This window comes from Arthrobacter sp. (assembly GCF_031988865.1).
In the GTDB taxonomy this organism is placed as follows: domain Bacteria; phylum Actinomycetota; class Actinomycetes; order Actinomycetales; family Micrococcaceae; genus Arthrobacter_B.
The window spans coordinates 1-14365 of record NZ_DALZXY010000031.1 but is presented as its reverse complement, the minus strand read 5'-3'; the positions used below and the strand labels follow the sequence as shown (position 1 = coordinate 14365).

Sequence of the window (14365 nt, the reverse complement as noted above, 5' to 3'; positions counted from 1 at the left end):
AAACTACAGCTCCCGGAGGAGGTCCTCCAGGACCTGCGCCACGCCGTCTTCGGCGAAGGGCGGGGCGACGGCGTACGCGGCAGCCAGCACCTGCGGGTGTCCGGAGGCCATGGCATATCCGCGGCCGGCCCAGCCCAGCATGCGCAGATCATTGGGCATGTCCCCGAACGCCACGACCTCGTCGGGCAGGATGCCCCGCGAACGGGCATACTCAGCCAGCGTGACCGCCTTGTCCAGTCCCGAAGCTGACATCTCCAGCAGCGGGACGGCCGGCGCGGAGTGCGTGGTTGAAACCAGATGCGCGACCGCCGGCTGGACGGTGCCCAGGAACTCGTCGGGATGCACGCCCTCCACCCGGGCCAGGAACTTCACCACGCGTGCATCGGTTCCCAAAGTCGCTGTTAGGGGTGCGGGCGTGACTGCGCCGAGCAGTTCTGTTGCGGCCGATTCCAGGAAACCCGGTTCCAGGTGGAAGCCTTCCACGGTTTCCGCGGCGAAGCGGACCGCTGGATACAGGCTGCGGATAATTCCGGCGGCCGTGAACATCCCGTCCAGGTCCAGGGGCTGGGACCAGGTGACCTTCCCGGCCTCCAGGTCATAGAGGATGGCCCCGTTGGAGCAGATGACGGTGCCGGTGTGGCCGAGTTGCTCACGCAGCGGAGTCAGCCAGCGCGGCGGACGTCCGGTCACGAACACAACTTCGATTCCGGCGTCGATGCATTTGCGGAACGCATTTACCGTCCGGTCACTGATCCTGTTGTCCGGTCCCATGATGGTCCCGTCCAGGTCACTTGCCACCAGCCGCATGTCCCGCCCTTCCCTCGGCCTCCAGCCTAGCCGGACCGGGGCGGTTGCGCCGCCGGCTCGCCAGCGTCGCAGCTTCCCGGCAGGCCCTGCTGTTCCTCCGGGGCGGCGGCTACAGCAGTTCGGAGCGGTAGGGCGGATCGGCGCCCGGACGGGACACGGTGATGGCAGCGGCGCGCGCTGCGTAGGCCAGGATCGCTTCGAGGTCCCCGACGCCGATCTTCTGCAGTTCGGTCCGGCGGGCGGCGCCGTCGAAACCGCGGTCCATCAGTCCCGCCAGCAGGGCGGCCATAAAGGAATCCCCGGCACCGACTGTGTCTGCGACGGTCACAGTGACGGCGGGGATCTGGGAGGTGCCGGACGCGGCGACGGCCCACGGGCCCTGGGAACCGCGGGTCACGACGACGATCGCCGGACCCATGCCGAGCCAGCGCCTCGCCGCGGTTTCCACCGGTTCGTCCGGGTAGAGCCAGGCCAGGTCCTCATCCGAGGCCTTCACGACGTCGGCCAGGCGGACGAATTTCTCCGCCTGCTCCCGCGCGTAGGACACGTCGGTGATGATGGTGGGGCGGCAGTTCGGGTCATAGGTGATGGTGGCCTGGGTGTGCGCCCGCTCGACGGCGGCAAGGACTTCATGCGAGCCCGGCGAGAGCATCGTGGCAATGGACCCGGTGTGCAGCAGGGTGGTTCCCTCCAGGAGCCGCGGCAGCGCCTCGGCCAGCCCGGGAAGCGTCCATTCGAGATCAAAGGTATACCGCGCTCCTCCGGCCGGATCGAGGGTCGCGGTCGCGACGCTGGTCGGCAGGTTATCGGCGGGCAGCGCGTTCAGGACGGAATTGGCCTTGAGGTGCTCGGCGATGAGGGCACCGTAGGCATCCTGGCCGAACCGGCCCACGAACTGGACCGGGCGGCCCAGCCTGGCCATACCCACGGCAACGTTCAGCGGGCTGCCTCCGGGATGGGACCTGCGGGGCGCGGTATCGCTGAGAACTTCGTCGATAAGGGCTTCGCCGATGACTGTGAGCACGCCCTCAACCTATCGAGTGAACCGGGGCTGCGCTACCCGGCGGCAGCGTTGGCAGCGGCTTTGGCCGCAGCGCCGAGTGCCTGGACGACGCCGTCCCAGGCCGGTGTGCCGGGAGTGATCATGGCGTAGTGGTCGCCCGGAACCAGGCGCAGCTCCGCGTGGCCGCCCGCCGCCGTCGCCGCTGCCACGTAGGACTGCGACAGTTCCAGCGGAACCGTTGTGTCCTGGTCTCCGTGCAGCACGAAAACCGGAATCCCGGCCGGGACCTGCTGCACGGGGTCGGCTTCCCGGTACCGTGCCGGGTCCTCGTCCGGGTCCGCACCAAGGAAGTTGCGGACCGCTCCGTTACTCAAACCCAGCTGGTGCGCCCGGCGCAGGTCCAGCAGCCCGGACTGGCTGACGACGGCGGCCAGCGGCACGCGGGTGCCCGGGGCGGTGGTGGTCCCCGTTCGGCTGCTCCCGGTGCTGCTGTTTCCGGTGCTGCGGGTTCCGGCAGCCCAGACCGCGAGGTGGCCGCCGGCGGAGTGGCCCAGCCCGATGACCGGCTGCGGAACGGTCCCGCCGGGGCGCGCGAACTCCGGCAGGTCCGCAAGCGCGTCGATACCGGCGGCAATGTCGGAGCAGGTCTCCGGCCAGCCGCCGCCGCTGCCCGCGCGCCGGTACTCGAGATTGACTGCTGCCCAGCCACGGGAGGCGAGGTCTGCCGCCCCGGGCCGGCAGAGGTCCAGGGTGTAGGCCGCCCGCCAGTACCCGCCATGGATGAGGACTACGGTTCCCCGGATCGGGGTCCCTGCGGGCGGCAGGGTCAGCTCCCCGAACTGGTCCGGGTGCCTTCCGTACTCAAACCGTTCCGGCATGCAGGCCTCCTCTGTGCCGGCAGCCTTCTCCCGCCCGCTGCCGCTTGACCGCGGCCGCTTGGGCGGGCAGCGCACGCTCCGGCCGCCGTCGTCCTAATCTGGAGATGAGCCTATCCACCCGGAGCGGGCCGCGCCGTGCTCCGTCACCGGCGTGCCCTAGGCTGGCAGAAACGGCGAAAGGACAGACGTGAGTGCGTGGGACACCCTGGATGACCGGCTCCGGCCAATAGTCCAGGCCAGCACGGATGAGTATGCGCGGGTCCGCCCGGCGCTGGAATCCGTGACGGCGGATATGGAAGCGAGCCTGCGGGCGGTCTTTGCGGACAGCCAGGTTAAACCGCTGTTCATCGCCTCACGCACCAAATCGGTGGAATCCTTCAGGGACAAGGCGTCGCGGACGCTTCCAGCCGAAGATCCGGACGAGGTTCCAACCTTGTTGTTTCCGGACCCGCTGCGGAACCTGACGGACCTGGTGGGGGTTCGCGTGATCATGACCCTGCCGCACGAAGTGGATGAGGCTGCGAACCTGATCAAGCGGCAGCGTGCCGAGTTCGACTGCCGCGGCGACCGGGAAAAGGACATCGGCTCAATCGAGTCCGGCACCTACGGCTATTCCAGCCGCCACCTGATCCTGCGCACCATCCAGAATGAGGTGGTACGGGAGTACCACCGGCTGCTGGAGCCCGCGCAGAAGCCCAACGGCAGCTATCTCTTCGAGGTGCAGATCCGTACCGTACTGGCGCATGCGTGGTCGGAAATCGAGCATGACATCCGGTTCAAGGCCGGGGATCCGCGGGCGTGGAGCCCGTACTTCGACCGGCAGTTCATTGCCACGGCCGCCATGCTGGAGACCGTGGAGAATGAGTTCGCCGAGCTGCACGAGAGGTACGAGACGGTCACCGGCTTCTGGGACGAGGACGGTGAGGGCAGCGCCCCGCTGACCCCGAACCGGATCCGCGACATCTGGATGACGCTGCTGCCGCACGTGAACCGCAAGGCCGGTGACGACTGGGGCTGGGCCGCCGAACTGCTGGCCGCCCATGGCCTGAAAACCACCATGGATCTTGCCGGGCTGCTCCAGGCCGACGCCATTACCCGGGTCCGGGAGGCCCTCGACCACCGCTACTCCCCCGGCCCCGACCGGCTGCTGGATGACCTGCTGCTCTGGCGCTTCGGCAAGGCGCACATCGACCTCACTGCCGAACCGGAGGACGCCCCGGTCAAGCCGCGGCGCGAGTCCCTGGGCCGGCGCTACCGGCAGATGCAGCTCTACCGGGCGCGCCAGGACTGACTTTCTGGATTTTGCAGCGGTTTGAGGCGCTGCCCCGGGTAGGTTCTAGACTGAACCGCGCCTGACGAGAGTCGCTGGAGGCAGCATCTGGTCCGCGGCCGCGGTTTTTCCGACCGGATGCTGCGCTTCCTCTGCCTGGCAGGCTGCGCTGCCCGCCAGGGGTGCGGTTGCCAGCTGCGCGAAGCGCTCTCCCAGCCGCCGGGCATCCACTCGTACCGTGGTGAGCGGCGGGACAGTGAGGCCTGCCAACGGGATATCCTCGGCTCCGATGACGGCCAGGTCCGCGGGAGCGGACAGGCCGTGCGCCGCCAGGCCCGCCAGCAGGGCGAACGCATATTCGTCGTCGAAGCCACAGGCAGCAGTCACCGGCTCCGGCCCCTGCCGCCAGCGCCCGATGATTGGCGCCGCGCTCTCCGGGGACAGGCTCATCGGTTCAACCTTGGGGTTGGGAAGGCCGAGCCGGTCACACGCCTCCCGGATGGCCGCCAGCCTGACCTCAACCCGCCATCCATAACTGGGATCCGCCGGCACGGCCACCCCGATCCTCCGATGCCCGGCGGCTGCCAGATGCGTGATCTGCAGTCCGCCGATCCCGAGATCGGGGGAACTCGGATCCGCCAGCTGGCCCTGCAGCGTTGCGACTGGAATTCCGGTGGCCCGCACGGCTTCCAGCTCGGCGTCGTCGAGCGGTGCGATGAGGATCAGCGCGGCTGGCGCCAGTGAACGCACCAGGTCCACGGCACCGCCCCGGGAGGGCAGCCGGTGCGCGATCAAGCGCAGCCCCTGCCGTTCCACCCAATCGCTGGCGGCGTCGAGCACCATTGCCAGCGCCCGCCCCAAGGGCTCTGGCGGCAGGAGCATCAGCACCAGGTCGCTGCGTCCGCGGCGAAGGGTGCGGGCGGCTGCGGAAGGGGTATACCCAAGGTCCTGCGCCGCTTTCAGCACCCGCTGCCGGGTGGCTGGCGAAATGCTCTGGGCTGAGCGGCCGTCCAGCACGTAGCTGACAGTGGCCCGCGAGACCCCCGCGGCTCGTGCGACATCGTGCGATGTGACCTTGCGGTGCAATGGATTCCCTTATCTACATTGGGCTTCTCTTGGACCTGCCCGGCCGTGCTCTTTTACCTTCCTGACGATACACTTAAGACACACGTTACTTACACGTGTAAGTAACGTTAATCAGACGGCCGCGCACCCACGGCCGCCCCTCAGTGAAAGGAACGTCCATGGCGGCAAGCAAGCCCCTGACAGCACGGAACACCATCGAAGAGTGGCTGGCGCACCCGGAGGGCGGCCCCATCCTGCGCGGTTTCCTTGCACAGAGCGGCAGCGATGAAGCATCACTCGGCGCCACCCGGAGCCGGAAGCTCCAGCAGCTGGTCGGCCAGAGCCAGGGACAGCTGCCGCAGGCTGCGGTGGATGAACTGGTTCGGCAGGCCAATGGTGGAGTGATGCCGGAGCTCGAAGTAACGGTCCTGCCCACCGTCGAAGGCCGTTTCGAAGGACGCACCGTCATCGTGACCGGCGCCGGCTCAGGCATCGGGCGTGCCACCGCCGCCCGGATCGTCCGGGAAGGCGGCCGCGTGATTGCGGTGGATATTGTTGAAGACCGCATCAAGGACCTCGCCGGCGAACTGGGAGAAGCAGTTGTTCCCGTGGCAGCGGATCTCACCGACCTGGCCGCCGTTGACCGGATCATCTCCGCTGCCGGCAGCTCCATCGACGCCCTGGCCAACGTGGCCGGCATCAACGATGATTTCAGCCCACTGCACGAGGTCTCCGATGCCATGTGGCAGCGTGTGTTCGCGGTGAATGTTGACGGGCTGGTCCGCCTGACCCGCGCCGTGCTGCCGTCGATGCTGGAGGCCGGCCGCGGCTCGATCGTCAACATCACCTCCGAGGCAGGGCTGCGCGGCTCCGCGTCCGGCGTGGCCTACACCGCCTCCAAGCACGCCGTTGTGGGGATCACCCGCAGCGCCGCCTTTATGTATGCCAAGGAAGGCATACGTATCAATGCTGTTGCCCCCGGCGGTGTTGCCACCGGCATTCCGATGCAGGGCAAGACCTCCGAGTACGGTATAGCCCGCCTCGACCCGACCCGGGTGAACGTCCCGAGCATCGCTTCCGCTGAAGAACTCGCGGCCTCGATCACCTTCCTGCTCAGCGACGATGCCGTGAACATCAACGGCGCGATCCTGCCTTCCGACGGCGGCTGGTCCGCGGTCTAGGGATCCATCAGCCCCACCCAACGACGGTGGCCGCCGTCGTGCTGTCCCGGGTTAGCCGCCGGAGACCGCCGCTGCGAGCTTGTTCAGTGATTCTTCCAGTTCTTCCTTGCTGATCACCGGGAAGGAGACGGTCTTCAGGATCTTCGGGTCCGTGACCTTGGCCCAGTCGTACGTGAGCGTCACTTCCGTGCTGTCCGAGCCAAGGGCCTGCAGCTCCCAGACCCATTCCCAGCCCGTGGGCTCCGTACCGGCCACAGCTGTCTGCCAGGCCAGCAGCTTGTTGTGATCGAAGCCGGTGACATGGTTGTCCGTCTTGTAGTCACCCATCTTCGCGTTGTGCATGTTCATGGTGAAGACGTCCCCAACTGCGGCAATGCGGTTGGTCTTCTCGTCCGAGATCACCATGCCCGAGCCGTCCACCTCATGGTGCCGTTCTGGATTCGAGAGCAGGTGGAAGAGATCCCCTGCCGGTGCGTCGATGATGCGGGAGACAGTAATGGTCTGCTGTTCGTTGGACATATTTCTCCTTCGTGTAGACGGATTCTGCCATCCCGGCACGGGCGGTTGCCCGGCGCGGGAAATCTAATCGGTGGTTGACCGCTGCGCCTCTTCGAGGTTCCACCCGCTGATAAAGGGCGGGTCCTGGCCCTCGTCCCGGGTGTACTCGCGGCAGCGCTCCCGTTCGTCCTGCAGCCACTGCCGGAATCCGGCCTGCGTGGATCCGAGCGACGGTACCCGGTCCAGGACATCGATGGCCAGCTGGAACCGGTCGATCTGGTTCAGCATGGCCATGTCGAACGGCGTGGTGGTGGTGCCTTCTTCCTTGTAGCCGCGCACGTGCAGGTTGTTGTGGTTGGTGCGTCGGTAGGTCAGGCGGTGGATCAGCCAGGGATAGCCGTGATAGGCGAAAACGATCGGCTGATCCTTGGTAAAGAGGGTGTCGAAGTCCCGGTCGGAGAGCCCGTGCGGGTGCTCGGCGGAGTCCTGCAGCCGCATCAGGTCCACCACATTGACCACGCGGATCCGCAGCTCGGGCAGCCGCTCCTTGAGCAGCGCCGCGGCGGCCACGGTTTCCAGGGTGGGTACATCCCCGGCACAGCCCATTACGACGTCGGGATCCGGCTTGGTGCCCGGCCCGCTGTCCTCGCTGCCGGCGAAGTCCCACACCCCGATGCCGCGCTTGACGTGCAGCTTCGCTTCCTCGGGATCCAGCCAGACCGGGGCCGGCTGCTTGCCGGAGATCACCACGTTCACCCGGTTCCGGGTCCCCAGGATGTGCTGCGCGACGGCCAGCAGCGTGTTGGCGTCCGGCGGCAGGTACACCCGGATGACATCGGCCTTTTTGTTCACCACATGGTCGATGAAACCGGGGTCCTGGTGCGAGAAGCCGTTGTGGTCCTGCTGCCAGACGTGGCTGGAGAGCAGGTAGTTCAGGGAGGCGATGGGCTGCCGCCACGGCAGTTCGCGGCTGACCTTCAGCCATTTGGCGTGCTGGTTGAACATGGAGTCGACAATGTGGACGAAGGCTTCATAGCAGTTGAACACGCCGTGCCGGCCGGTCAGCAGGTACCCCTCCAGCCAGCCTTCGCAGAGGTGTTCGCTGAGCACCTCCATCACCCGGCCGCTGCGGGCCAGGTGTTCATCCACGGCCTCGATCCGCTGCTGCCAGACCTTGTCCGTGACCTCGTAGACCTCCTGCAGCCGGTTCGACGCCGTCTCATCCGGTCCGAAGATACGGAAGTTCTCCGGATTCAGCCGGATGATCTCGGCCAGGTAGCGGCCCAGGTTCAGCATGGGAGAGACCCGTTCGCTGCCCGGCTGGGCGGTCTCGACGGCGAAGTCGGCGTAGGCGGGCAGCCGGAGGTCACGCAGCAGGTGCCCGCCGTTGGCGTACGGGGTGGCGCTCATCCGGGCATCGCCCGCCGGTGCCAGGGCGGCGATTTCTTCGCGGAGCCGGCCGTCTCCGTCGAAAAGTTCCTCCGGCCGGTAGGACTGCATCCACTCCTCCAGCTGCGCCAGGTGCTCCGGATTCTCGTGGACCTCGGAGAGCGGCACCTGGTGGGCCCGCCAGGTGCCCTCGACCTGCTTGCCGTCCACTATCTGCGGCCCAGTCCAGCCTTTGGGCGACCGGAATACGATCATCGGCCAGCGCGGGGCATGCTCCCCGGCTCCGGCTGCCCGCGCTGCATCCGCCGGGGACGCAGCCTTCTCCCCGGTCCGGTAGGGCTCCTGGATGGCCCGGATCTCGGCAAGGCAGGTGCTCAGCGCGGCGGCGAAGTCCTCGTGGGCGGTTCTGGTTGCGGCGGGGTCCTCCACGGTGACCACGTGCGGGTGGAAGCCGTAGCCTTCCAGCAGCTTGAGCAGCTGGGATTCGGGCATCCGCGCGAGGACAGTCGGGTTGGCGATTTTGTAGCCGTTCAGGTGCAGGATCGGCAGCACCGCGCCGTCCACTGCCGGGTCCAGGAAACTGGTCGAGTGCCAGCTGGCGGCGAGCGGGCCGGTTTCCGCCTCGCCGTCGCCGATCACGGCAGCGGCAATGAGGTCCGGATTATCGAACACGGCGCCGTAGGCGTGGGCCAGTGAGTACCCGAGTTCCCCGCCTTCGTGGATGGACCCCGGGGTCTCCGGGGCGGCGTGGCTGGGCACTCCGCCGGGGTAGGAGAACTGCTTGAACAGCATGCGGAGCCCATCTTCGTCCAGGCCCACATGGCTGTAGATCTCCGAATAGGTGCCTTCCAGCCAGGCGTTGGCGACATTGGCCGGCCCGCCGTGCCCGGGTCCGGTGATGAACAGGAACGGCTGTCCGGATTCGTTAATCAGCCGGTTCAGGTGGGCGTAGATGAAGTTCAGGCCGGGGGTGGTTCCCCAATGGCCCAGCAGCCGCGCCTTCACGTCTCCGGGGTCCAGGGGACGGCGCAGCAGCGGATTATCCCGCAGGTAGATCTGCCCGGCGGAGAGGTAGTTCGCCGCCCGCCACCATGCATCCACGCCGTCCAGTTCGGGTTCCGGTGGCACGGCAGTGCCGGGCAGGCGCGTCTGGGCTGTTCGGGTGTCGGTCATGTTCGGGGCTTCCTCCCGGTTGGGGCGTTTAGACGGTTTCTTGAACTTCCGGAACTTCCGGCACGACGTCGGACGGCCGTTTGTCCGGGCGCAGCCCGCGCCAAACCGGGTGGCGGAGCTTGCCGGTGCCTGTGCGCTCCGCGTAGGTCACCTCGCCGACCAGGACCGGCCGGACCCAGCGGGCATCGGCGGCATCGGCCCGGGGAACGTCGTCCAGCGGCGGGGTTTTGCGGCCCAGTTTCTTCAGGCGGGAGCCGACGACGGCCAGGTCCCGTTCGCTGAGACCCGATCCCACCCGGCCGATGTACGTCAGCTCGGTCCCCTCCGGGATCGCGACCAGCAGGGAGCCGACCTTGTTCGCCCGGTTTCCCTGGCCCGGACGCCAGCCGACCACCACCACTTCCTGGGTGAGCTGGTTCTTGAGCTTGATCCAGCTGCGCGAGCGCTGGCCCGATGAGTAGGAACCGCCCAGCCGTTTGGCCACCACGCCTTCCAACCCCAGGTCCTTGCTGGCGGCCACGGCCTCGTCCATGGACACCTCCAACGCCGGCGGAACCTGGACGTGGCCATCGGCTTCCGCGGATTCCACGGCCTGTTCCAGGATTTCGCGTCGCTGTGCGTAGGACAGGTCCGCCAGGGAGTTACCGTCCAGCCACAGCAGGTCAAAGGCCATGAACTGCACCGGAGTCTTCGCTGCGGCCGCTTCGGCGTCTTTGGCACGGGTCAGGTGCATCCGCGGCTGAAGCAGGCCAAAGTCGGGCCGTCCAGCCTTGTTCAGTGCCACAATCTCGCCGTCGAGCACCGCCCGCTCTCCGTTCAGCCGGCTGCCCAGCTCCTGCAGCTCGGGGTAGGCGATGGTCATGTCGTTGCCGTTGCGGCTCAGCAACCGGGTTCCTTCCGGGGTGACCTCGGCGATGGCCCGCACGCCGTCCCACTTCAGCTCGAACGCCCATTCGGCGTCGTCGTTGACATCCGCCCGGGTACCCAGCGTGGCGAGCATTGGCTTCAGCGCGGGCATCCCGGACTCCCGGACGTCCGCTTTCACCGCCGCCGCGTCCGGCAGGGGCAGGGGACCGGGACGGGATTTCGCTGCGGCGGATACCGTCTGCACCGCATTTTCGTCCGAAGACTCCGGCTGTTTCCCGCCGCGGGAGGAATCCACTGGGTCATCGGTGTGCTCCGCGGGTCCGGGCCGCTGGTCCTTCATCAGGTGCAGCAGCCAGTTGCTTTTGCCCTCCTCACCGCCGGTGTGGATAAAGGCGAAGCGCCGGTCCGCCGAACCGTCCCGGGCCAGTCCGCCGTCGGGCTGGCCGTGGACGGTGGCGATCACTTCCTTGCCCGGACGCCATTTCTCCGCTTCGTAGGTCCCGTGGTCCCAAATGATGACTTCCCCTGCACCGTATTCGCCCTTGGGGATGGTGCCCTCAAATCCGCCGTAGTCGAGCGGGTGGTCTTCAGTCTGCACGGCCAGGTGGTTCTTGTTCGGGGTGGTGGGCGGACCCTTGGGCACGGCCCAGGAAACCAGTACGCCGTCCCGCTCCAGCCGGAAGTCCCAGTGCAGGCGCCGGGCGTGGTGCTCCTGGATGACAAAGCTGTTGCCGTTTCCTTCCACGGCCACCGTCTCGTGCGGCACGGGTTCGGGGGTTTTGGCGGCGTCGCGCATGCTGCGGTATTTGTGCAGCTTGTCCTGCGGCCCGCCGGTTTCCGCAGGAAGGGCAGCGGCATCCGCTTCTCCGCCATGCATTCCCCCGAGCGGGTCGCCGATGTCCTCGATCCGGGCCAGGACCTGCTCGTAGCTCAGCTGGCCCAGCTCCGGGTCCTCCAGCTCCGCCCAGGTGCGGGGCGCGGCAACCGTGGGGTGGAACCGTCCGCGCAGCGAGTACGGGCAGATGGTGGTTTTGTTCGCGTTGTTCTGGCTCCAGTCCACCAGGACCTTGCCTTTGCGCAGCGTCTTCTTCATATCGCTGACCACCAGGTCCGGATGGTCAGCCTCGAGGGCCCGCGCCAGTTCATGGGCGACGGCGCTGACGTCTTCGGATGTCTGCCTGCGGTCCAGCGCGGCATAGAGATGAATGCCCTTGGAACCGCTGGTGACCGGCCGGGCATCCAGTCCCATATCTGTCAGGATGCCGCGGGCCAGCCGGGCGACCTCGGCGCACTCGGCCAGCGAGGTCCCTTCCCCGGGATCAAGGTCCAGCACCAGCCGGTCCGGGTTCTGCCTGACCCCGCGTGGACCAAACTGCCACTGCGGGACGTGGATTTCCAGGGCCGCGAGCTGCGCCAGCCAGGTGAGCGTGGCGAGGTCGTTGACCAGCGGGTAAACGGTGGCGTGGTCCTTATGTTCAATCGAGTACCGTTTCACCCAGCTGGGCGCGGAATCATCGATGTTCTTCTGGAAGAACACCTCTCCGGGCTTCTCCGGGGTGCCGACGCCGTTGACCCACCGTTTGCGGGTGGCTGGACGGTTGCGGGCATACGGGATCATCACGTCGGCGATCGCCGCATAGTAGGAAAGCACGTCGGCCTTGGTGGTTCCAGTTTCCGGGTAGAGCACCTTGTCCAGCGACGTCAGGCGCAGACGGTGTCCGTCCACGCTGACCGTTTCCCGCTGCTTCGGGCTTGTTCCCGTTCTCGCCATGCCCTCTAGTCTTACCGGGATCGAGGGCCGATTGCCAGTAGAGATCAGCATGCTTACAAAATGTTGCGGAGGTTTCCGCGGCAGGAGGTGCTGCGGTCTCCGGGGTCCCGCCATGGTGTGTATGTTGGGGAAATGACTGACGCGCAGCGGGTTCTGGTCACTGGCGCCACCGGCTACATCGGGGGGCGGCTGGTGCCCCTGCTGCTGGCCGACGGACACCAGGTCCGGGTGCTGGTCCGGTCCCCGGAGAAGCTCAACGATGTGCCGTGGCATAACGACGTCGAGATCGTTCGGGGAGACCTGTCCGACGCCGAATCGGTGGAGCCGGCCTTTGCGGATGTGGACACGGTCTACTTCCTGGTCCACTCCATGGCCTCCGGCAAGGGCTTCGCCGCCCAGGAAGAGGCCATTGCCCGGATTGTGGCGACGGCGGCCGAACGCGCGGGCGTCAAGCGGATCGTTTACCTGGGCGGCCTGCATCCTGACTCCGGGGAGCTCTCCCCGCACATGGCCTCACGCACTGCGGTGGGCAAAATCCTGCTGGACGGACCGGTTCCTGCAGTGGTCTTCCAGGCCGGCGTGGTGATCGGCTCCGGTTCGGCGTCCTTCGAGATGATCCGGCACCTGACCGAAACCCTCCCGGTGATGCCGGCCCCCAGCTGGGTGCGCCGCCGGATCGAACCGATCGCCGTCCGGGACGTCCTGCACTACCTGACCCGCGCCGTCGACCTTCCCGACGGGATGAACCGCACGTTCGACATCGGGGACCGCGAGGTGCTGGAGTACGCGGACATCATGAACGGCTACGCCGAAGTGGCCGGACTTCCCCGCCGACGGATCTATGCGCTGCCGCTGCCCGCCCCCAAGCTGGCCGGACTGTGGGTGGCGCTGGTGACGCCCATCCCGCTGTCCATGTCCCGGCCCCTGGTCGAATCGCTGCAGCATGATGCGGTGGCCAAGGAATGGGACATCGACGAGTACATTCCGGCGCCGGAAGGCGGGCTCACCAGCTACCGCGACGCCGTGAGGCGGGCTCTTGGCAAGGAAGCCCGGGGTGAGGTGGAAACCACCTGGGCCAGCGCCTCGAGCGCCGCGGACCTGGCGTCGGAACCGCTGCCGTCCGATCCGGACTGGGCCGGCCAGACCGTTTACGTGGACCAGCGGCGGCGGCGCACCGCCGTCGACCCGGCGCACGTCTGGCAGGTGATCGAGGGAATAGGCGGCAAGAACGGCTGGTATTCGCTGCCGATGGCGTGGGCCATCCGCGGCGTACTGGACAAAACAGTCGGCGGCGCCGGGCTGACACGCGGACGCCGCAACCCCGCCACGCTCCTCACCGGCGACGTTGTGGACTGGTGGCGGGTCGAACTGCTCGAACGCGGGACACTGCTGCGCCTGCGGGCGGAAATGCGGGTTCCCGGCAAGGCCTGGCTGGAACTGCGGGTGGACCCCGACGGCGACGGCAGCGTGTACAGCCAGCGCGCCATTTACTTCCCCCGGGGCTTGCTGGGCCGGCTGTACTGGTGGCTGATCTACCCGTTCCACGGGCTGATCTTCCCGTCCATGGCGAAGAACATCACGCGCCAGGCGGCGCGGCTGGCGGAACTCGACTGACCCGTCAGGCACCATCCGCTGGCTGCTTTGTCAATGATTGAGTCCTATATTTGACCCCCGGCTCGGGGATTAGCTGCGGCCTGCCCGGTGCCGCTAGATTCGAGGCATTCCCGCACCCTGCCGAAAGCGATGCCGTGTCCCTGCCAGTGTCCAGCCGCGCCCAGGCCCGGCTGCACCGGAAGATCCCCACCTTCCGGTATGACATCGAGGGCCTGCGCGCCTTGGCGGTCGCGGCAGTGCTCAGCCACCACCTGATGTCCTGGCCGAGCGGCGGTTATGCGGGCGTCGATATTTTCTTCGTCATTTCCGGTTTCCTGATCACCACGGTATTGATCCGTGAGATCACCTCCCCTGAGAAGCTGTCCCTGGGAGACTTCTACCGGCGCCGCATCCGCCGCCTGGTTCCGGCCGCCGTGACGGTGCTGGCCACGACCTCGGCTGGCGCCTTCCTCGTTTTCGGTCCGGGTCGGGCCGCCTCGATTCTTGAAGATGCCGTCTGGTCCTTCTTTTTCCTGGGTAACTGGCGTTTTGCGGCCGAGGGAACGGACTATCTGAACGCGGGCACCGTGGTCTCTCCGCTGCAGCACTACTGGTCGCTCGGGATCGAGGAGCAGTTTTACCTGGTGTGGCCTTGGCTGCTGCTGTTGGGGATCGGCGCGGCTACCGCGCTGCGCTGCACCGACAGGGGCCTGAGGGTGCTGCTGCTCCTGGTCATTGGCGCCTTCTGCGTCGTCAGCTTTGGTTTTGCCGCATGGGAAACCGTTCACCGGCCCACAACGGCGTATTTCTCCACCTTCTCCCGGGCGTGGGAGCTGGGCGCCGGCGCCCTGCTGGCCGTGGCCGCGCCCT

11 protein-coding genes are annotated in these 14365 nt (G+C 67.2%); 4 read left to right on the top strand and 7 right to left on the bottom strand.

The annotated features are described in order from the left end of the window. Positions 1-3: 3 nt before the first annotated feature. The 3 genes from RTN46_RS07805 to RTN46_RS07795 all read right to left on the bottom strand — a co-directional run bounded on the left by RTN46_RS07805 (position 4) and on the right by RTN46_RS07795 (position 2688). Positions 4-807 (bottom strand): HAD family hydrolase, encoded by an 804-nt coding sequence (locus RTN46_RS07805; RefSeq protein WP_312180348.1) that lies wholly within the window; start codon positions 805-807, stop codon positions 4-6. A gap of 109 nt (positions 808-916) precedes the next feature. After that, positions 917-1831, bottom strand: a complete 915-nt coding sequence (locus RTN46_RS07800) for a carbohydrate kinase (protein ID WP_312180347.1) — start codon at positions 1829-1831, stop codon at positions 917-919. 32 nt (positions 1832-1863) lie between these two features. Next, the gene (locus RTN46_RS07795) at positions 1864-2688 is read right to left on the bottom strand and encodes an alpha/beta hydrolase (protein WP_312180346.1); all 825 of its coding nucleotides are present in this window, start codon (positions 2686-2688) and stop codon (positions 1864-1866) included. A gap of 187 nt (positions 2689-2875) precedes the next feature. On the opposite strand from RTN46_RS07795, the gene RTN46_RS07790 reads away from it, so the two are divergent. Beyond that, positions 2876-3979 (top strand): (p)ppGpp synthetase, encoded by a 1104-nt coding sequence (locus RTN46_RS07790; protein ID WP_312180344.1) that lies wholly within the window; start codon positions 2876-2878, stop codon positions 3977-3979. Between the two features lie 45 nt (positions 3980-4024). Here the strand turns inward: RTN46_RS07790 and RTN46_RS07785 are convergent, their stop codons facing one another. Then, a complete protein-coding gene (locus tag RTN46_RS07785) occupies positions 4025-5044 on the bottom strand; it encodes a LacI family DNA-binding transcriptional regulator (protein ID WP_312180342.1) in 1020 nt (339 codons plus the stop codon). A gap of 158 nt (positions 5045-5202) precedes the next feature. Here RTN46_RS07785 and RTN46_RS07780 point away from each other — a divergent pair, with 158 nt between their 5' ends. Then, entirely contained in the window at positions 5203-6204 is a 1002-nt protein-coding gene (locus RTN46_RS07780) for an SDR family NAD(P)-dependent oxidoreductase (RefSeq protein ID WP_312180340.1), read from the top strand. A gap of 51 nt (positions 6205-6255) precedes the next feature. Here the strand turns inward: RTN46_RS07780 and RTN46_RS07775 are convergent, their stop codons facing one another. The 3 genes from RTN46_RS07775 to RTN46_RS07765 all read right to left on the bottom strand — a co-directional run bounded on the left by RTN46_RS07775 (position 6256) and on the right by RTN46_RS07765 (position 11902). Next, positions 6256-6723 (bottom strand): SRPBCC family protein, encoded by a 468-nt coding sequence (locus tag RTN46_RS07775; protein ID WP_312180338.1) that lies wholly within the window; start codon positions 6721-6723, stop codon positions 6256-6258. Between the two features lie 63 nt (positions 6724-6786). Next, positions 6787-9264, bottom strand: a complete 2478-nt coding sequence (locus RTN46_RS07770) for a phosphoketolase family protein (protein WP_312180336.1) — start codon at positions 9262-9264, stop codon at positions 6787-6789. A gap of 28 nt (positions 9265-9292) precedes the next feature. Continuing rightward, a complete protein-coding gene (locus RTN46_RS07765; protein WP_312180334.1) occupies positions 9293-11902 on the bottom strand; it encodes an ATP-dependent DNA ligase in 2610 nt (869 codons plus the stop codon). 132 nt (positions 11903-12034) lie between these two features. Here RTN46_RS07765 and RTN46_RS07760 point away from each other — a divergent pair, with 132 nt between their 5' ends. Then, positions 12035-13516 carry an SDR family oxidoreductase gene (locus RTN46_RS07760; protein ID WP_312180332.1) on the top strand — a complete coding sequence of 494 codons (1482 nt, stop codon included), beginning with the start codon at positions 12035-12037 and terminating at the stop codon, positions 13514-13516. 134 nt (positions 13517-13650) lie between these two features. Next, the coding region (locus RTN46_RS07755; protein ID WP_312180330.1) for an acyltransferase at positions 13651-14365 on the top strand (715 nt) is incomplete at its 3' end.